We start from the raw sequence: 18,868 nt of genomic DNA, 5'->3' as shown, positions 1-18,868 counted from the left end.
AACAACACCGCAAGGCGTTGTTCCATCAGGTTGAGGTCGGCTGCGCGTCGTCTAAGGTTGTGCTTGCGTGACGCCTTTTTTCAAAAACAACCAATTCGACGCCTGCAAGCTGTCGAACTTGATTGTATAGCGCCCATCAAGGTAGGTCGCGGGCAGCTTCTTCATTTGCCCCAGAATGCCGTGGGTAAACAGTGTCAAGCCTTGCGGCGCCTGGATGGTTAGCGTGCCCTCGAGGGGCTCAACGTAAAAAGGTATTTTGTCGCCGTCTTGGGGGATGGCACGGGTGCCTAACGAAATCAGTAAATCCTGTGATCGGCCCAAAGGTGCGTCGTCCAGACTTTGCACTACCACACTGGCGTTGGCGGTCTTCACTTGAACCTGAATGTTGCCAAGGCTGATCGACTCGCCGCCGATCCAGCCGGTAGCGGCCTGGGTGCGCGGCGTATTGATGGTGTAGACACCTTGTTTCCAATTGCGCTTTAGCTCACCCGTGTCGGTCGTGGACTCGCTGGCATTGGCGTCCAGTAGCGACTGGTCAGGGTCATGAAATTCCTGTGCATTGCTTGGGATAACGCTCTGCTGCAACCAAGGCAATTCCGGCGTCTGTGGCATCGCGATTTCCAGCTTGCCTTTCTCCATGGCTGTGCGCAGTAGAGCAGAGTTGGCCGGTGTAATTATTTGGTTGAACAGGGTGCCTGGCGTCGGCGCGAAGACGTAGGTCGTTGTTGCTTCGCGAACGTCTGCACGGCGATAAAGCAAGGCGGCGGCGGGCAGGGTGGCCAGCATTGCAGGGTCGTTATAGGCGTGCCAGTTGTTGGCACTCATTCCTTCGCCCCCCAATGGTTCCTGGCTGTAGGCATATTGCATCAGTGCATCCCAGCCTTGGTGTCTGGCGGTGCCGGCGATATAGAGTGGCAGCGAGTGACGGTCTGGTGTCGGGAAGGGCTCATTGTTCCACTCGGTGACGGTCAGGGGTTTGCCGGCGACCTGGCCGGCGGCAATCCAATTCACTATGCCGTCGCTGTAGAGCGGGTTTTTCTCTATCTGTCCCGAGCCCCCGTAGCTATGGACGTCGATTACGTCGCCGGCAGTAAGGGCCGGCAGGGAGTTCAGACCATTGCGGCCCCAGCTACTGGTCGTGGCGATGGGGACCCTCACGCCTATTCCACGCAGGTGTTGAATCATGTCGACGTTGAAACGTCGCTCCAGATCGTTAAGGAACAGCTTGGAGGGGCCTGGCTCCCAGGAGCGCCAGGTCTGGTTTGCAGACAGATTGTGCTGTTTGGCAAAAGCCTCGGCCTCCGCCATGTAGACGCGGTTGTGCTTCGGCAAATTCTTGTCTGGCAACAGGGCGTTGCCAAAGTGGTTGGTGACGTCGTTTTCGTTGGTAATCAGTACGGCGGCAATCGCCGGGTCGTCTTTGTAGGCGAGACCGGTATAGCTGTTTACATGGGTCAGGTAGGCTTCGGTAAAGCGCTTCATGGCTTTCTGAATGGTGAGATTCACATAGGAATAGCCCTTGAGATAGGTAAAATTTTGCTCTTCTTTTGGCAATTCATCGAAGCCATAAATGTTGTCGTTTTCAGTAAAGACTCGCTGGACGTGCAGATCGAGCCACACATAAATGCCTTCGTCTTTCAGGCACTTGATCCACCAGTCGATTTTTTTCTGTGATTCCGGGCTCAGTTGCTGGGTGCTGCGCGTAACCCTGCCGTCGCCAAAAATATTCGGCAAGACCCATGGCGAGTCATGGTGGTGCAGCCGTACAAGATTGAAGCCCAGTGCCGACAGGCGTTTGGCCTGCTGCTTGATTGCATCGTCTGGCGTGAGGAACAGCGTGTAGGCCGAAAGGTTGGTGCCCCAGAAACGCGCCGTAGTGTTGTCGGCAAATAGCAATTGCTCGCCGGATGCTTTGATGAAGCCGCGCTTGCCGGCAGGTTTTTCCTGAGCGTTGAGAAAGGACAAGTCGACCGGCGAGGTTTTCAAATCGAGCTTGTCAGTCGGCCAGCTCTTTGGGTCCGACAGCCCGAAGCGCTCGGTAGTGGTCGGGCCGACCGCTACATCGCCCGAAACGCTCAAGGTGGCTGTGAAATCCTGACGACCAGTTTTGATTGTGTCCTTGTAGAAAAAAGCGCGGATCTCGGATTTGCTGCCCGGTTCAAAGTACACACCCGCCAGTGCGGGCTCGAAGCGCATTTCGATGCGTCGACCTTGTGCATTGCCCCAGGCCCAGCCGCGGTTGTCGGGTAGCAAAGTGGGCTCGCCCATTTCTCCAGCGAAAAGAGCGGGGTCGAATTCGAAGACGATGCCACCACCTGAAACGCCAGACTTCCCGCTGTGTGCATCCAGGGCAAAGTTCCAGATCAGCTTTTGCTCGTTTTGCTTCTGAATCTGCGCAGTCAAGTCGAAATCCAGCGCTTTGTTTTTACCAGCAAGGGAGTATCGATAAGGGGTGTTTACCTTGAATTCAGTGTGCAAATACGTCCATTCCCAGTTGCGCCCGAAAAACGAGAATGTCGTAGCAACTACCGGACTGCCGCCACGCATCAGCGTTGGCAGGCCGTTGCGCTCATCCACACTGACGACCCAGTCCGACGCCCAGGTACGAAACGGCCAAATAGCAAACAACAGCAGGAGCAGTATCTGGGGGCGGCGCAACAACTGGATCATGGGTTCTACCTGAGTTGGAGATGGGCACTCGCCGTGACAGCCGTCGAGGTGAGCTTGAACCTGCGTGCCATCTGAGCGTAGGCCACGCCCAGTCCAGCCACCGACCAATACACCACGGGGATCACCGTGATACTGCTAACGGTAGCGATGGTGATCAGGATCCCGGCCAGTGTCGCCAGAAGTGCACGTCCGAGTCGGCGTGCCTCATCGTCTTCGTTGGGGAACGAACGCATCCCCTTGCGGATGCCCTGCAGAACACTGACGAAAAAAACCACGAAAAGCGTCAAACCAATCAAACCGAACGACAGCGCTATGCCGATATAGGTGTTCACGATATCGATGATCCCCTGGCCCTGAATCATGGACTGCATTTCCGGTGTGCTGCGGAAATTGAAAGAACCCAGCCAAGGGTTGCGCTGGATAACGATCACGGCGTTATCAATTAAGCGCTGTCGGTAGGTGATATTTTCGACTTCCACCGAGCCGATAAACGGTAGCAGATCAAGCACTTTTTGCCCGCCCGGCACGACGGCCAGCAAGGGAAGGGCGAGCACCCCGGCGGCGGCCAGCAGCATCAGGCGTCTGATCGCTTTACGGCCAGTGCCGATGAACACGACGATCATGACGGCTGCACCGATCCAGGGGCCACGCGACAGCGGCGCGTACAAGCCACCGGCGAGCAACAGTGCGCCGAGGCTACGCTGCAATTTGCTACGTACCTCCTCCTGCAAGTACAGGTAAAAGCCGATGGCCACGCTGATGACGAAACCCAGCGCAATGGCCTGACCGGTAGTGGCACTGGCGCGTAATGAGCCACCACGGCTCAAGTAGCCGGGATCCCATTGCATGCCCATGGCGTAGACAACCGCGCTGTAAAGCTGCCAGTGCTTGGCATATTCGAAGAGACCTATAAGCGACAGCACCATGGCGGCGAGTACAAAACCGAACAGAGCATCCTTGAAGTCGCTGAGGTTCTTCAGCGCCCGGCTGGCAACGTAGTAAGGCAAAAAAACTTCGATAAACAGGTAGAGCATTTGGCGCAAGGTGTCGGTGGCCGTGGTTTCGCGCAGGAAAAGCAGACTCGTCAGCAGGAGGTAGGCCGCTAACAGTTTGTCAGGCCAGGTGCGCCCGAAAGGGACCGTGTCGGCGCGCTTGCGCAGAGCGAAAAAAGCCGGAAGCAACACACACAGTGCCAGCACACGAATATGGTTAAGGGCAAAAAAATAGTTGATCAGGCCGAAGCCCGGAATCTCCGCCGTGGCCGGCGGGATGAGAAACAGCAGAAGGAAAAATAGCGCCACGGGATTGCGTTCGCGATTTTGTGCGAAGGTCAAAACGATCGCGGCAATGCCCGCGTACACCCAGAAGCTGTGCGACACAAATGCCAGAAGCGTCAATATGAACCACAGATTGCGCCGACGAGTGAAATTACGGTCGGGAATCAGGTCTGCTGCTGGTCGACGTGCCATGGCAAATACGATGCCAGTAAGGACCAGAATGACGATTAACGCTCGGAAGTGCTCAGGCATGGATGATTGGACTTATTGATTGATGAGCGACGGCTAGTGGAATGGCCAAACGCGACTATAGTTCCTTTTGAGCCATTGAGTCCGGGGATGATGTTATGTCGTTAGTTGATTCGTCGCCATCGTTGGGCCTTCGTAAGCGAGCGATCTCTGCCGGGGCATGGAATCTGGGGGCGCTGGTTACGTCTCAAGCCTTTCGCTTGGGCGGCAACCTGATAATGGCCCGTCTGCTGATGCCGGAGATGTTCGGCATCATGATGATCGCCATCACCGTTTCGCTGATTCTGCACATGCTTTCCGATGTCGGCTTGCGCCAGAACATCATCCAGAGCCCGCGTGGCGACGATCCAGTATTTCTCAATACCATCTGGACCGTGCAGATCGTGCGTGGCTTTATCCTTTTTGCTTTGACACTTCTCCTCGCGGCCCTCGCCTGGTATGCACAGACCCTCAATCTGTGGTCGACCAATTCCACCTACGCTGCACCCGAGTTGCCGCTGGTGTTGGCCGTGACCGGTTTCTCGGCAATCATCGTTGGTTTTCAGTCGACCAAAATCGACCTGGCAGTGCGCGCTTTCCAGCAAAAGAAAGTGGTACTCAGCGAGTTTGCGTCTCAGGTCGTCGGGCTGTTGGTCATGCTGGGCATCGGTTACTTCACCAGGTCCATCTGGTCGCTGGTGATTGCAGGTCTGGTCCAATCGATGGTCAGCACGCTGCTGGGGCATTTCTGGTTTGAGGGCCCTTCTAACCGTCTACAGTGGGAGCGTTCTGCGCTCGATGAATTAGTCGGCTTCGGCCGTTGGATACTGTTGTCGTCGGCAGTGGGCGTATTGGCCATGTACGGTGATCGTATCTGGTTCGGCGGCAGCATGACGACCAGCGAACTGGGCGTTTACTCCATTGCCGTGCTGATTTTGGGAGCTGTTCAGCTTGCGATGCAAAAGATAGCCGGTGCCGTTGCCTTGCCGGCCTTCAGTGAGGCCTCAAGAACTAATGACACCGTAAGGCTCCACGCTTTGTACTACCGCTTGAAATTGATGATCGATCTTGCCTTCCTGTTTCTCTGTGGACTGTTCCTGACCGGCAGTCCACTGCTCATCAGCATCTTGTACGATGAGCGTTACGCTCAGGCTGGCAACATGATGGCCATTCTTTCACTCTCTTTTTTCACAATGCGCTACATGCTGGCGAATCAGGTCTGGATTGCCTTGGGACTCACCAAGTACCAGGCCATGGATAACATTATTCGCGTGGTCTCGTTGTGGGTGCTGCTGCCTCTGCTACTGGCGATTGGTGGGGTCAAATATGCGATTTGGGGCGCTGCCCTGTACACGTTTCCTACGCTTATCCTGGTTTTTTATGTCAATTGTCGTCTGGGGCTGTTCAGTCTCAAGCGTGAACTGGTAGTGCTGCCAATGCTGGCGGTGGGGGCTTTGTTCGGGAAGTTAGTGACGGATCTTGCTAGATGGCTTTGATTTGATCTATTTCTCTTGATGTTTCCAAAGCTGTGGCACAGCGTCGCCATTGAGGTGTTGATGGCGGTTGCCAAAAAAATGTGGCCTTGATGTGTAGTTGAAATTTCCAACGCAATCTCGATGTCGTGGGGCTTTGAATCATGAGAGAAACTGATTTGAATACCTCTGTGATGGGGCGCAGAGGCTTCCTCCAGGCCTCTGCTCTGTTGAGTATTGGAGGGCTCATGTTCGGATTTTTCAAAGCCGTTGCCCGGCCTTCTGCTGCTAAATCCGAGTTTGTTGTTATCAACGGATGGGTGCTGCCCGCCCAGCATTTTCGGCAAACACAAGCATGATCAAAGACTACCAATCGCAGAAAGAACTCCGCGACCACTATGACGTCTGCATCATAGGTGGTGGGCCGGCCGGCATTACGCTGGCCTTGCGTTTAGCCGGTAATGGTCGGCGTGTGGTGCTTGTCGAGGGCGGCGGGCACGAGTATTCGTCGGCCTCGCAGAACCTCTACAAAGTCTCATCGTCAGGCCTTGACGTCTACGCTCAGGAAACACGCCTGCGCTTTCTTGGCGGGACCTCCAATCACTGGGCCGGGCGATGCCGTCCATTCGAAAAGTCGGACTTTACCGTAGGCCCGCCGGTGCCCGTGCCCGGCTGGCCCATCGCGTTTTCCGAGATCGAGCGTAATCTGTCGGCGGCCATGGATATTGTCGATCTTCCGCCGCACTCCGGATTTAAGGCTATCAATGCGACTTTGGACGGCACCGACTTTGACGCTGATCGTTTTCTACTAAGCCCGCCGACGCGATTTGCACAAAAATATGCCAAGGAACTTAATGAGACCGAGGGACTGGATGTCTTCATCCATTGCAATTGCGTCGATCTTGAGTTCGACAGCAAGACCGGCCGCATAGCAACGATAATCGTCTCGGACTACGAGTTGCATCGAGAGCGAGTCACGGCAAAACAATTCATTCTGGCGACAGGCGCGATCGAGAATGCCAGGCACCTGCTCAACAGCGAGTCCCTGGCAGCTGGCGGTATCGTAAGCAAGGATGGTTTCGTCGGTAGATGCTTCATGGAGCACCTGAACGTGGAAATGGGAAACTTCATCCTGAAAGACGGGCAGGGTACAGATGCTCGGAAGGAGTACTTCACGACCGATGCATTCGTGATGGAGCACAAGTCAGGTAAAGGGAATGTGACGGCCACGCTCGTAGCTGAAGTGAAATCCTATGGGCGAATGGCTGCCATCAAGAGCTTTTTCGAGAACCTCGTTTGCGAAGTGGGTGCGGAGCGCAAGGTTGAATTTATTGCCAAGTTCGATTGCCCTGGAGATGGGGTGCTCGGCACGCTGATCGAGCAGTTTCCCAACCCCAATAGCCGCATTTCATTGCTCGACGAGCGAGATGCGTTAGGGATGAGGAAGGTCAAGATTCATTGGGAGCTAACGCCTGCAGACAGGGAAACCGTCAAGTCCATAGGGCTCGAAGTGGCAAAGTGTTTTGCCGACACAGGGCTGGGCTTCGTCAAGTTGGAAGAATGTGTGTATGACGTTGATTTGCCACTGAAGCTCAATCCCCATGCTCATCATATGGGGACCACGCGGATGGCGGCTTCGCCTGAGTTTGGCGTGGTCGACGAGAACTGCAAAGTGTTTGGTGTCGAGAATCTTTACGTTGCGGGCAGCAGTGTATTCGCTACAGGCGGTGCCTGTAACCCCACGATGCCTCTTTTGCAACTTGCTCTAAGGCTGGCAGATTATCTTAACCATCAGATGGGGCCCGGGGTGGGCAGGTATTCCTGAGGGGTAGCATGTGTGGATTATTTGAGTGTTTGATTTTAGGGAAGCGTCTACTCTTAGGGTAGTGGTAATGAAGAATCAGGGTGTATCTAACCTTGGCACAGATGTCTATCGCTGAATTATTGAGGCTGACAGGATGATTGGTCTACTAAAGCGTACTATTGCTCATATTGCCAAAACAACGGGGCGTGGAACCTCGCTCTATAAAAAATTCTGTAAACCCGACGGGTATGAATGGGCTAAACACCTGGCTCGATGGGGATCTCTGCACTCCGTCGGTAAAAACGTATGGATCAATCTTGGGTGCAACATACCTGACCCTACGCTAGTACGACTCGGAAATAATATAGCTTTATCTGATTGCACACTGTTCGGCCACGATGGAATAGTCGGCTTGCTCGATGTACGCTTTGGTACAAAACTTGACTCTGTCGGCCCTATCGATATACGTGATAATTGTTTTATCGGTTATGGCGCAATCATCATGCCACGTGTGACTATTGGTCCGGATTCAATTGTTGCAGCCGGCGCAGTAGTGGTGAAAGATGTTCCGCCTGGGGTAGTGGTTGCGGGTAATCCAGCCAAGGTTATTTGTACGCTGGAAGATCTGTTGGCGAAAGTCGAAGAACGTTGCGCCGCTTACCCGTGGATTGACCTCATCAGGGAACGCAGCGGTGAATTCGATCCGGAACTTGAGCCGAAGCTTAAAAAAATGAGAGTGCAATATTTTTTTGGCGAGCAACCCAATGGTTAGTGCGCCCCTTGACGTGTTGGTAGTTAATTACAATACAGCGGCGCTGTTGCAACCGATGTTTAATGCGTTACGCCAGTCAAATAGTGTGGGTCGCACGCGCTATTTGGTGGTGGACAACGCCTCTGCCGATAATTCGCTGGAGTGCCTGGCAACTATTTGTCCAGAGGCATTGCAACTGGCCAATGAAAATAATGTTGGCTTTGGGCGTGCCAATAATCAATTGGTTGAACACCTGCAGGGCAAGTATGCGTTGCTGCTCAATACCGATGCCTTCGTTGCTGCGGATACCCTGAGCAAGACCCTCGAGTACATGGAGGCTCATCCTGATTGCGGTGTCCTTGGCGTTCGGTTGGTTGGACGAGAGGGAGATTTACAGCCCTCCTGTCGCTATTTTCCGACGCCGTTGAATGTCTTCCTTTCGCATACAGGGCTTGAACGCTTTTTCCCTGTGGTGAAGAGGGTCGACGACATGGCCTGGGATCATGCTTCGGTGCGTGAGTGCGACTGGGTGCCCGGGTGCTATTACCTGATCCGCCGTGAAGTCATCGACCAGGTTGGCTTGTTCGATCCGCGCTACTTCCTTTACTTCGAGGAGATAGATCACTGCAAACGCGTTAAACAGGCAGGCTGGAAGGTCGTTTACTACCCGCATACCACGGTGGTGCATATCGGCGGTGAAAGTGCCAAGTCTGTTGACACACTCAATGCGGCTAGTCGCCAGCTACCCACGTTACAAATCGAAAGTGAGCTTTTGTACTTCCGCAAGCACCACGGTCTGCCTGGTTTGGCCTCACATATGCTACTGGTGAGTCTGGGTGATTTGATTGTGGCGCTCAAGGCGCTATTGAAAGGCCGCGGTCGGGCCGCTTTAGGGCCATGTTGGCAGCATACTCGTGTGACCTGGGCGTTGCTGCGTGATACCAAATTCGCTAGCCAACCAACACGGTAGAGCCATTTATGTTCGAAAACATACGTGCTGACTTGCGTGCATACGCCGGAGATTGGGGGGCTCAGGGATTTTGGGTGATGGTGGTTTATCGCTTTGGGCGCTGGCGTTACGGTGTGCGACCGGCACTGTTACGCAAGTTGTTCTCCTTTATATACAAAGTGCTCTTCAAACTGGTGCAGATCGTCACGGGTATCGAGTTGCCGTGTGAGGTTGTGGTCGGGCGCAACTTCGTCATCGATCATTTCGGCGGAATCGTGATCAGTGGCTTTGCGCAGTTCGGCGATGATTGCCGTATCCGCAATGGCGTCGTCGTGGGGCTAAAGAATGTGAATGAGCCGATTGCGCCGGTGATGGGTAACAATGTTGATATCGGTGCAGGGGCCAAAGTGCTGGGCAATATCCGCATTGGTAACAATGTCGTGATTGGTGCCAATGCCGTGGTGCTGACCGATGTACCGGACGACTCGGTGGCCGTGGGCGTGCCTGCGACAATCAAGAAAAGGAAGTACACAGAAGCGAGGGAGTTCTCATGAACCACCCGATGGATTACTTCAATTGCGTCGCTGAGTGAACGCCATGGCTATGGGGATTGGTGTCGTTGTTATCGGTCGCAACGAAGGCCTACGGCTTGAGCGTTGTCTGATTTCTCTCGTCGGTTCGGTGGAAAAGGTTGTTTATGTCGACTCTGGATCAACGGACGGTTCAGTGCAGATAGCACTGAGGCTTGGGGTCGAGGTGGTCGAGTTGGACATGACGATTCCCTTTACGGCTGCACGTGCGCGCAATGAAGGATTTGCCTGCATGCAACGCTTATTGCCGACGATGCGTTTTGTGCAGTTCGTCGACGGTGATTGTGAGGTTGTCGACGGTTGGCTGCCCCGGGCGCAGGCCTTTCTTGATACACATCCTGACGTCGCGGTGGTCTGTGGACGGCGCCGTGAACGTTTTCCGCAGCATTCGGTTTACAACTTACTGTGTGATTTCGAATGGGATACGCCGGTAGGTGAGGCCAGGGCATGTGGTGGCGATGCGCTGATGCGGGCTGACGCCTTCGCCGAAGCGTCCGGGTTTCGACCGGGCCTTATTGCCGGGGAAGAGCCTGAATTGTGCGTGCGTCTGCGTGGGAATGGTTGGAAGGTCTGGCGTCTGGGCGAGGAAATGACCTTGCACGATGCAACCATGACCCGGTTCGGCCAATGGTGGCAGCGTACCCTGCGCGGTGGATATGCCTTTGCCGAGGGCGCATTTTTGCATGGGGCCGCACCGGAGCAACATTGGTTGCGTGAGTCGCGCCGTGCCTGGTTCTGGGGATTGGGTGTCCCGCTGGCGACTGTTATCGCGAGTTTGGTGTTGGGATGGTTTGGGCTGCTTGTGCTGCTGGTCTATCCATTACAGGTCGTGCGCCTCGCCCGCGGGGGCGATAGATCCAGGCGCGAAAACTGGCTGCGGGCTTTCTTTCTCGTGCTGGGGAAATTTCCCGAGATGCTCGGGCAAGTCAAGTTTCTACTGAACAGATTCGGCGCCGGCAAGACGGCGTTGATCGAATACAAGTGAGACTTATATGAATAATTGGGTGATATTAAAGAGCGTGTTTTTTTTACACGCAGGGTATTCTTTAAGGGCATTGAATAATAAATTTAAAATGTTGGTTTTAGTTGCAAAAAACTGGTCCGAGCTAAAGTTGTTTTGCGGGCGTATGTCGAGCGCTCTGGGTAAGTCCGGTGTTGAAAAGTTAGGCGGGGATTGTGTAGGCGTTGTTCATTGGCCATACATCAGTAGCAGCTGGAGCCCCAAGAATAAACTTAGTGTGTTGGCCTCGCATTACGAAGTGGTTACCAAAAGCTGTCCGCAGCTATTGCTGTTGGGGCGAAGTGACAATTTGCTGCTGAGTGATTTGTCGGAGTTTGCGGCTGGCTGTTCCCTGGTGCTGGATCGTCCGATATGGTTTATGCGTGAAGGCGAGCTGGTACTGAACTTGTTTCAGGGTGACCTGCGCATTGCATCAATAGCCTTCACCTTGTGTCGCACGGACACAGAGTTATGTATTTTTATCGGCGCCGTTCAAGGGATACATAAAGGCGTCGAGAGTGAACTGTCGTTGAGTATCTATAGGGACCTGACAAAAGACTTTGAAGGCCTTCGGCCAAGAAGCTTTCTGATCGAAGTTATTAAATACATTGCCATCAATATTGGTGTTGAAAAAATTTATGCGGTAGGGGATGGGTATCGCCACCATCGTCATCCGTATTTTGGCGCTCACAAAGCTCTGGAACTGGCGGCAAATTATGATGTGATCTGGTTAGAGCATGGAGCGACTCCATCGGAGCACGAAGATTTTTTTGAGATTCCCATGATGCTGTCCAGGAAACCGCTCGACAGTATTGCTTCAAAAAAACGTGCCATGTATCGCAGGCGCTATGAGCTGCTGGACGACACCTTTAAAAAGATAGACAGCGTGTTGATAGGTAGTTATAGCTGCAGCCGTGTGGCTAGTTGACGTTCCTGATACCTGTACTACTGTGGGATTACTTGCAGTAATAATCCACCGCAACGACAACTAAGTCTGGTTCCTATGCGTATCGCTTATTTCATTAATCAATACCCTAAAGTCAGCCATAGCTTCATTCGTCGCGAGATTTTGGCGTTAGAGCGACAGGGTTTTGTGGTGCAGCGCATTGCCCTGCGTGGCTGGGATGCCGAATTGGTGGATGCCGAGGACGTGGCCGAACGCGATAAAACCCAGTATGTGCTGCAGGGCGGAGTCAAAGAGCTGTTAGTGCCTGTGCTTCAGGTGTTGCGCGCCCAGCCGCGACGTTTTTTTTCGGCGCTGTGGCTGGCGCTACGCATGGGCCAGCGTGCCGATCGCCCTTGGCCATACCATTTGATTTATTTGTCCGAGGCGTGTCGCGTGCTGACCTGGTTGCAGGCGTTTGGGGCCGAGCATGTGCATGCGCATTTCGGCACCAACTCAACCGAGGTGGTGATGCTGGCCAATGTACTCGGTGGGCCGGCGTACAGTTTTACCGTGCACGGGCCGGAAGAGTTCGACAAACCGCAGTTTATTCACTTGGGCGAGAAAGTTCGGCGCGCTGCCTTTGTCGCTGCTATCAGTTCTTATGGGCGCAGTCAGCTGTTTCGCTGGGTGGCTCATGCACACTGGGCAAGGGTAAAGGTGGTGCATTGTGGCCTGGAGCGCGCGTTTCACGACGTCCCGGCCGTTGCCGTGCCAGCCACGCCGCGGTTGGTTTGTGTAGGTCGTTTGTGTGAGCAGAAGGGTCAGCTTTTGTTGCTTGAGGCCGCCCGCATTCTGGCAGCACAAGACGTGGAGTTCGAGATAGTACTGGCCGGCGATGGAGAAATGCGCGCGGAAATCGAAACCCTTATTACACGGCATGGCTTGCAGGCGCGGGTGCGAATTACCGGCTGGATCAGCAGCGATCAGGTGCGGGCGGAGATTCTTGCGGCGCGGGCCTTGGTGTTGCCGAGCTTCGCCGAGGGGTTGCCGGTGGTCATCATGGAAGCCATGGCGTTACGCCGACCCGTACTGACGAGCTATGTGGCGGGCATTCCCGAGTTAGTGCGACAGGGTGAGAACGGTTGGTTGTTTCCCGCTGGAGCGGTGGATGAGTTGGCGGCGGCACTGGCGGACTGCCTCGCGCAACCTGTCGAGGTGTTGCAGCGGATGGGCGAGGCGGCTTATCAGAGAGTGTTGGAGCGACACGACATCGATATCGAAGCGGCCAAGTTGGCTAATTTGTTTAGGGCGCAAGCATGATCACATTACTTGGTTGGCTGTTCAGCTCACTGATGATACTCATCCTCCTGCCGGTGTTGGTGCTGTTTGTGCAGGTGCTGATGGCCTGTCTGCCTGCACGGTCGCGCGTGTCGGCGCAAGGATCGCGACCGCGGGTGGCGGTGTTGATACCGGCACACAATGAATCCTCGATCATCGTCGCGACGTTAAACAGCATTCGGCCGCAGTTGCTTTTGGGTGATCGCCTATTGGTGGTGGCGGATAACTGTTCTGACGACACGGCGGCGCTGGCCCGCATGGCGGGTGCCGAGGTGGTGGAGCGCAGCAATGATCAGCAGCGGGGCAAGGGTTATGCGCTGGACTGTGGGGTGCGTCATTTGGCGAGCGATGCGCCGGACGTCATGATTGTTATCGATGCGGATTGCCAGGTGGCCGAGGGTTCTATTGAGCGTTTGGCAATCTGTTGCATCGACTCAGGGCGGCCAGCGCAAGCACTTAATTTAATGCGTGCTCCAGCAGGTTCCGGGCTGAAAGTGCGGCTTGCCGAGTTTGCCTGGTGCGTGAAGAATCGGGTACGGCCGCAGGGTTGGACCCGGCTTGGTTTGCCCTGTCAGCTAATGGGCACGGGAATGGCTGTCGTCTGGCGGGACCTGACGTTGATCAATTTGGCCAGTGGCCACATCGTTGAAGATTTGAAGATGGGCCTGGATTTATGCCGAAGCGGCAAGCCGCCTTTGTTCTGCCCCGATGCACTGGTGACCAGTTATTTTCCGCGCAGCGATGAAGGCTTAACTACCCAGCGTACGCGCTGGGAACATGGTCATCTAGGGGTAATCCTTGGGGATACGCCAAAGTTGCTGGTGGAGTCGATTGGCCAGCGTAACTGGAGTCTGCTGGCGATGACGCTGGATTTGCTGGTCCCTCCGTTGGCCTTGTTGACGTTGGCCTTGGGGGTTGTATTTGGTCTGTCATGGTTGGTATTTATGCTGTCCGGAGCGTTGGCGCCAGCATTGATAGCTTCTTCCGGGGTGGCAATATTGGGTGTCACTATTTTGCTGGCATGGAGCCAATTTGGTCGCGGGATTATTTCTTTTTCAGCCTTGTTGTATGCGCCGTTCTACGCGCTGAAGAAAATCCCTCTGTATCTCGGATTTTTGCTTAAGCGCCAGGTTGAATGGGTGCGTTCGAAGCGAGATGACAGCTAATGCGTGCTTTATCCTGGCAGCACAGCTGGCAAACGATTACCCAGAAACTCAGGGTGGTCAGCGATGTTGATGACGAGCAAGCCTTGATTGATGCGTTATCCAGACCTGACGTGACGACAGTGCTCGGGTTCGCCAATGCCCATGCCATGAATCTGGTGGCAGCCAATACCGACTACTTTAACGCGCTGCTGGCTGCGGACGTGTTGTTACGGGATGGCTCCGGCATGGCCATCCTGTTTCGTCGACTCGGCCTGGAGCCAGGGCTAAATATGAATGGCACCGATTTCATCCCCAAATTACTGGCAGCATTCAAGGGCCGGCGCGTGGCTTTCTGGGGCACAGAAGAACCCTTTCTAGCCAATGCGGTGCAGCGTGGCGAAGCGCTATTTGCGGTCAATGTAGTTTCTGCTCACCATGGTTTCGCGCCAGTGGATGCTTACATAAACCTTGCCCGACAGTTTCAGCCGGAACTGGTTGTGTTGGGTATGGGCATGCCCAAGCAAGAAGCCGTTGCTGCCAGGTTAGCCGTCAGCGGCGTGCCCTGTCTGGTCGTGTGCGGAGGGGCGATCCTGGATTTTCTCGGTGGCAAGGTGACGCGTGCTCCGCAATGGGTGCGTCGACTCGGTTGTGAGTGGGTGTTCAGGTTGATAGGTGAGCCAAAGCGATTATTCAGACGTTATGTGGTGGGTAATCCAATGTTCTTGTTGCGCACATTGATCTACAGGGATAAGGGATAGGTGACGTGTTCAAAATAGATGGTTTGTAAACTCAAATACCCCTTCCTTGAGTTGTGCTAATAACCAAATGAAAGAATACATAGCAGAGTTGATGCGTAAGTTTATATCTCCCGGCTCCTTCGATGTGTTTTGAGCTAAGGAAAGCTGCTGCCTGGCCGCGGGATATACTTGGGCGAGCCTGTTTTTGGCGCGGGGAAATTGTCAGGTTCAGACTGCGGGAAGATAGCCTCCACGACATTCTCTATGTGGGCAGGAAAACACAGCGGGAATTTGTAAAGGTTCTACTGGGTGCTGAATCTCAAGCGGTTGATAGTCAGTTGAAGTTGGATAAGTGAAATCAACTCGATTACCACGTTCATGGCGCTTGAATGGCCGATAGAAAATGGTTTTGACTATTATGATATCGGCACTTGCCTGGCACGCCCGGACGATGGACTTCTTGAGTGGAAGAGAAGACGTGGCGGTGATGTTGATACGCTGGGCAATCACGGCTATTTGTTTGTTCGACTGCCCAAGGTGGACGCAGCGCAATTTCTTTGGGAGACGCCTCTGTTTGCTGTCGAAGGCCAGAGTTTGACACTTCATCTTGGGTTGCTGGACGGTCCGGGTGACGAGGAAGTCGCTAATCGATATCGCGAAATGGGTTTTGGCTTTTGCCCGTATAACCACATATGGATGGCCTTGAGATCGTCCAGGTACTCAGGACTGGCTAATAGGCATGTTTGCCGGAGAAGGCAAACACCGTTCGTACAAGAATGACGAAATCGAGCCATAGCGACCAGTTGTTAATGTATTCAATGTCCGAGTCAACACGCCGGATCATCTGATCTATATCCTTCGTTTCACCACGATAGCCACGTACCTGAGCCAGGCCTGTGATGCCCGGCTTAATGTTGTGACGCGCAAAGTAGCCAGAGACATCGGGCGAGTACTGCACATCGTGTTGAATAGCGTGCGGGCGAGGCCCCACCAGAGACATTTCCCCCATCAAAACGTTGAACAACTGCGGTAGTTCATCGAGGCTGGTCCGCCGAATAAAGGCCCCAACCCTGGTCATGCGCGGGTCATTCTTTTGCGCCTGCTTGACGACGCCGTCTTCCGGCTGATGGACGACCATGCTTCTGAACTTCCAGATCCGAAAAGCTTCTCCACTCCACCCCATGCGCTGCTGACGAAAGAATATGGGGCCGGGGCTATCGAGCTTGATGGCAATGGCGACGGCTACCAGGACTGGCGCTGCAAGAACCAAAATGAGAAAGGCCAGGACTTTGTCTTCAAGGTTCTTCAGAAACAGACGCATCCCCATCAGCGGAGTTTCAGACAAGGTCAGCACGGGAATGCCGGCAATCTCGCGAACACTGTGGTTGATCAGGCGCAACGAGAAAATGTCAGGCACCCAGTTAACAGAGATGTGTTTATCGAACAGCCTTAAATAAACATCCTGGATGACCTCTGAGCCACCCAGTGGGGTCACGAAATAGACGGTACGAATGGCATGTTTAACAACTAACTCATCAAGGTCGGAGATATCGCCCAGTATCGACAGACGTTGCGCGCCTTCCAGACTTTCCTTTCCCCGATCATCGTCCGCGCCAATCAACACACAGCCGACTATGCGCTCACCGAGCCAGGGATTATTGCTGATCTTCTTGTGAAGATAGCTGGCCAGTTCGCCCGAGCCAATGATGAGCGAGTTTTCCAATTGAGTCGAGTGGGCCAAAAACGTCTTCTGCATCTCGCGTGTCGCGAGGTGCAAAAGCAACTGAGCAAAATATCCAATAACAAATAACTGCCCGACCAATAAACGCGAGTACTGCTCGCTTTGCTTGGTAAGAAAGGCCATGGCAACGAGAAAGCCAAACGTGGCAGTCCATGCTTTCAAAAGCTTGAAGGCTTTGACGGTAAAAACAACATTGCTGCGGTAAATAGCATAGTGGTCGTACACGACGGCCAACGCCCCCAGCAGCAACAGGAGCAGGATGACATAGGACTGCGTTATGAAGCCGATATGATAATTGATCAAAAACCACGCAACGCCGGTCACCGCAACACAATCGAGACCAGCCTGAATAACGATACTGGTACTGCTTCTTCGCTGGAGAACGGAACGGGTGCTGTTGGGCTCAAATATCATATTTAGACCTCATGTCTGCTGCCCCTCGCGCTCGATGATGACGCGATTCAGTTCATGCTGCCCTCGCTGGAGAGCGTTGGCGTCACCGTGATTAGCCACCCACCTTCGAAAATTACAGGCTTTGGGAGCATGTGGCGACGCGTGCTTTCACTTTAGCAGTACTGTGAAATCATTCACTGAATCTGCGTAGTTCTGAGTAGTTTAGTAGAACCTCCGGGCCTGAAAAAATGATGCCCGTCGAGATACCGACCGGCCTGCAACGGGGTCGTCCGCGGTGTCTGCGGCAAGGTCGTGCCTGGTCAGTAATCGAGTATGGGGCGCGAGTGTGGTTGCGCAGTGATCGAGACTTACACCGAGCTGAAATCGGAGTGCATTTCGCACAGATTCCATCGCGGTAAAACGAGACGGCGTCCACAATGGGCACCGTCTTCGTTTGGGCCGATCAGACGCGTTCGAACAGCACGGCGATGCCTTGGCCGCCGCCGATGCACATGGTTGCCAGGGCATAACGACCCTGAACACGGTGCAGTTCGTGAATTGCCTTGGTGGCGATAATCGCACCGGTCGCACCCACCGGGTGGCCCAGAGAAATCCCCGAACCGTTCGGGTTGACCTTCTCCGGGTCGAAGCCCAGTTCTTGCGCCACGGCACACGCTTGGGCCGCGAATGCTTCGTTGGACTCAATGACATCCAGGTCGGCAACGGTCAAGCCGGCGCGTTTGAGGACCAGGCGGGTGGCGGGGATCGGTCCCAACCCCATCAGCTCTGGTTCCACACCGGCATGGGCATAACCGACCAGTCGTGCGATGGGCTTGAGGCCTTGGTCGAGAACCATCTGCCCCGTGGCCATGATCAGTGCTCCGGCACCATCATTGAGGCCCGACGCGTTGCCGGCGGTGACGCTGCCGTCTTTTTTGAAGGCTGGTTTCATCTTGCCCAATTGCTCGGCATTAACCTCGGCGCGGACATGCTCGTCCGTCGCAAACGTCACGGTACCTTTGCGGGACGCCACTTCGATCGGCACGATCTGGTCGGTAAACCGCCCTTCAGCAATCGCCCGGGCCGCCCGTTGCTGGCTGAGCAGCGCCAACTCATCCTGAGCCTGACGAGTGATGCCATAGCGCTCGGCGATGTTTTCCGCAGTAATGCCCATGTGGAAACCGCCAAACGGGTCTTGCAGAGCGCCGAGCACGTAGTCGATGGCTTGCATATCACCCATGCGTGCGCCCCAGCGCGCCTGCGGCAACAGATAGGCCCCGCGGCTCATGGACTCGACGCCACCCGCCAGCGCAGCGCCTGCGTCTCCCAACATCAAACTTTGTGCTGCGCTGACAATGGCCTGCAAACCAGAACCGCAGAGGCGGTTGACGTTGAAGGCGGGCGTCTCTTTCGGCAGGCCGGCATTCATCGCCACGGCACGAGAGATGTAGGCGTCACGTGCTTCCGTCGGGATCACATGCCCCATCACCACGTGACCGATGTGTTCAGGCGCCAGCCCCGAACGTTCAATGGCGGCGCGGCAAACGTCAGTGGCCAGTTGGATAGGTGGCACATCTTTGAGCGAACCGCCAAAGCTGCCGATGGCCGAGCGGACGGCGCTGATAACAAAAATGTCGGATGGGTTCATGCGGGTTCCCCTGGATTCGATTGCGTTTCGGTATTTTTATTGGGGGCGAGTCTAGAGTCGGTTACGTTATTGGCCTATGCCGAAACTGCTCAAGGGCGCTGGTGTTTTTTGCCATTTCAATTGAAGTGGATATTAGATCCACTTGAACAGATCGAAAGCGCAGAAAAGGAAATAAAAAAGCCCGGTACACGTCCGCGGTACATGTCCGGGCTTGATCGTTCCCACGTCGAGGCGTCGAA

15 protein-coding genes and 1 pseudogene are annotated in these 18,868 nt (G+C 54.5%); 12 read left to right on the top strand and 4 right to left on the bottom strand.

The window, feature by feature from the left end; all coding sequences use genetic code 11:
- Positions 1–51: 51 nt before the first annotated feature.
- Positions 52–2,670 carry a glycosyl hydrolase family 5 gene (locus tag QFW87_RS17205; protein WP_283188350.1) on the bottom strand — a complete coding sequence of 873 codons (2,619 nt, stop codon included), beginning with the start codon at positions 2,668–2,670 and terminating at the stop codon, positions 52–54.
- A 5-nt stretch (positions 2,671–2,675) separates the two neighbouring features.
- A complete protein-coding gene (locus QFW87_RS17200) occupies positions 2,676–4,199 on the bottom strand; it encodes an O-antigen ligase family protein (protein ID WP_283188349.1) in 1,524 nt (507 codons plus the stop codon).
- A gap of 95 nt (positions 4,200–4,294) precedes the next feature.
- On the opposite strand from QFW87_RS17200, the gene QFW87_RS17195 reads away from it, so the two are divergent.
- From QFW87_RS17195 to QFW87_RS17140, 12 genes and pseudogenes are all read left to right on the top strand, one after another.
- Complete coding sequence (locus QFW87_RS17195; protein WP_283188348.1) at positions 4,295–5,671, top strand: oligosaccharide flippase family protein; 1,377 nt, start codon at positions 4,295–4,297, stop codon at positions 5,669–5,671.
- 140 nt (positions 5,672–5,811) lie between these two features.
- Positions 5,812–6,006: a hypothetical protein gene (locus QFW87_RS17190; protein WP_283188347.1), complete on the top strand. Its 195-nt coding sequence runs from the start codon at positions 5,812–5,814 to the stop codon at positions 6,004–6,006.
- Complete coding sequence (locus QFW87_RS17185) at positions 6,003–7,472, top strand: GMC family oxidoreductase (protein WP_283188346.1); 1,470 nt, start codon at positions 6,003–6,005, stop codon at positions 7,470–7,472. The genes QFW87_RS17190 and QFW87_RS17185 overlap by 4 nt, the downstream gene beginning before the upstream one ends.
- Before the next feature lie 133 nt (positions 7,473–7,605).
- The gene (locus tag QFW87_RS17180) at positions 7,606–8,223 is read left to right on the top strand and encodes an acyltransferase (protein WP_283188345.1); all 618 of its coding nucleotides are present in this window, start codon (positions 7,606–7,608) and stop codon (positions 8,221–8,223) included.
- Positions 8,216–9,172 carry a glycosyltransferase family 2 protein gene (locus tag QFW87_RS17175; protein ID WP_283188344.1) on the top strand — a complete coding sequence of 319 codons (957 nt, stop codon included), beginning with the start codon at positions 8,216–8,218 and terminating at the stop codon, positions 9,170–9,172. Before QFW87_RS17180 ends, QFW87_RS17175 begins: the two co-directional genes overlap by 8 nt.
- An 8-nt stretch (positions 9,173–9,180) precedes the next feature.
- Positions 9,181–9,705: a serine acetyltransferase gene (locus QFW87_RS17170; protein ID WP_283188343.1), complete on the top strand. Its 525-nt coding sequence runs from the start codon at positions 9,181–9,183 to the stop codon at positions 9,703–9,705.
- A gap of 43 nt (positions 9,706–9,748) precedes the next feature.
- The gene (locus QFW87_RS17165) at positions 9,749–10,726 is read left to right on the top strand and encodes a glycosyltransferase family 2 protein (RefSeq protein ID WP_283188342.1); all 978 of its coding nucleotides are present in this window, start codon (positions 9,749–9,751) and stop codon (positions 10,724–10,726) included.
- Positions 10,727–10,733: 7 nt separating this feature from the next.
- Positions 10,734–11,669: a DUF535 family protein gene (locus QFW87_RS17160; RefSeq protein WP_283188341.1), complete on the top strand. Its 936-nt coding sequence runs from the start codon at positions 10,734–10,736 to the stop codon at positions 11,667–11,669.
- Positions 11,670–11,744: 75 nt separating this feature from the next.
- A complete protein-coding gene (locus tag QFW87_RS17155; protein WP_283180683.1) occupies positions 11,745–12,947 on the top strand; it encodes a glycosyltransferase in 1,203 nt (400 codons plus the stop codon).
- Positions 12,944–14,131 carry a glycosyltransferase family 2 protein gene (locus QFW87_RS17150; RefSeq protein ID WP_283188340.1) on the top strand — a complete coding sequence of 396 codons (1,188 nt, stop codon included), beginning with the start codon at positions 12,944–12,946 and terminating at the stop codon, positions 14,129–14,131. Before QFW87_RS17155 ends, QFW87_RS17150 begins: the two co-directional genes overlap by 4 nt.
- Entirely contained in the window at positions 14,131–14,868 is a 738-nt protein-coding gene (locus QFW87_RS17145) for a WecB/TagA/CpsF family glycosyltransferase (RefSeq protein ID WP_283188339.1), read from the top strand. The genes QFW87_RS17150 and QFW87_RS17145 overlap by 1 nt, the downstream gene beginning before the upstream one ends.
- Positions 14,869–14,935: 67 nt before the next feature.
- Positions 14,936–15,519: pseudogene (locus QFW87_RS17140) on the top strand (hypothetical protein); the annotation flags it as partial.
- A 58-nt stretch (positions 15,520–15,577) separates the two neighbouring features.
- Here the strand turns inward: QFW87_RS17140 and QFW87_RS17135 are convergent.
- Together QFW87_RS17135 and QFW87_RS17130 are read right to left on the bottom strand one after the other, a co-directional pair.
- Positions 15,578–17,002 carry an undecaprenyl-phosphate glucose phosphotransferase gene (locus QFW87_RS17135; RefSeq protein WP_283180680.1) on the bottom strand — a complete coding sequence of 475 codons (1,425 nt, stop codon included), beginning with the start codon at positions 17,000–17,002 and terminating at the stop codon, positions 15,578–15,580.
- Between the two features lie 442 nt (positions 17,003–17,444).
- Complete coding sequence (locus tag QFW87_RS17130; protein ID WP_149629676.1) at positions 17,445–18,629, bottom strand: acetyl-CoA C-acyltransferase family protein; 1,185 nt, start codon at positions 18,627–18,629, stop codon at positions 17,445–17,447.
- Positions 18,630–18,868 lie beyond the last annotated feature (239 nt).

It is taken from the genome of Pseudomonas sp. PMCC200344 (assembly GCF_030053095.1).
In the GTDB taxonomy this organism is placed as follows: domain Bacteria; phylum Pseudomonadota; class Gammaproteobacteria; order Pseudomonadales; family Pseudomonadaceae; genus Aquipseudomonas; species Aquipseudomonas svalbardensis.
The sequence above is the reverse complement of the archived record's forward strand: the minus strand, read 5'-3'. Positions and strand labels throughout refer to the sequence as shown.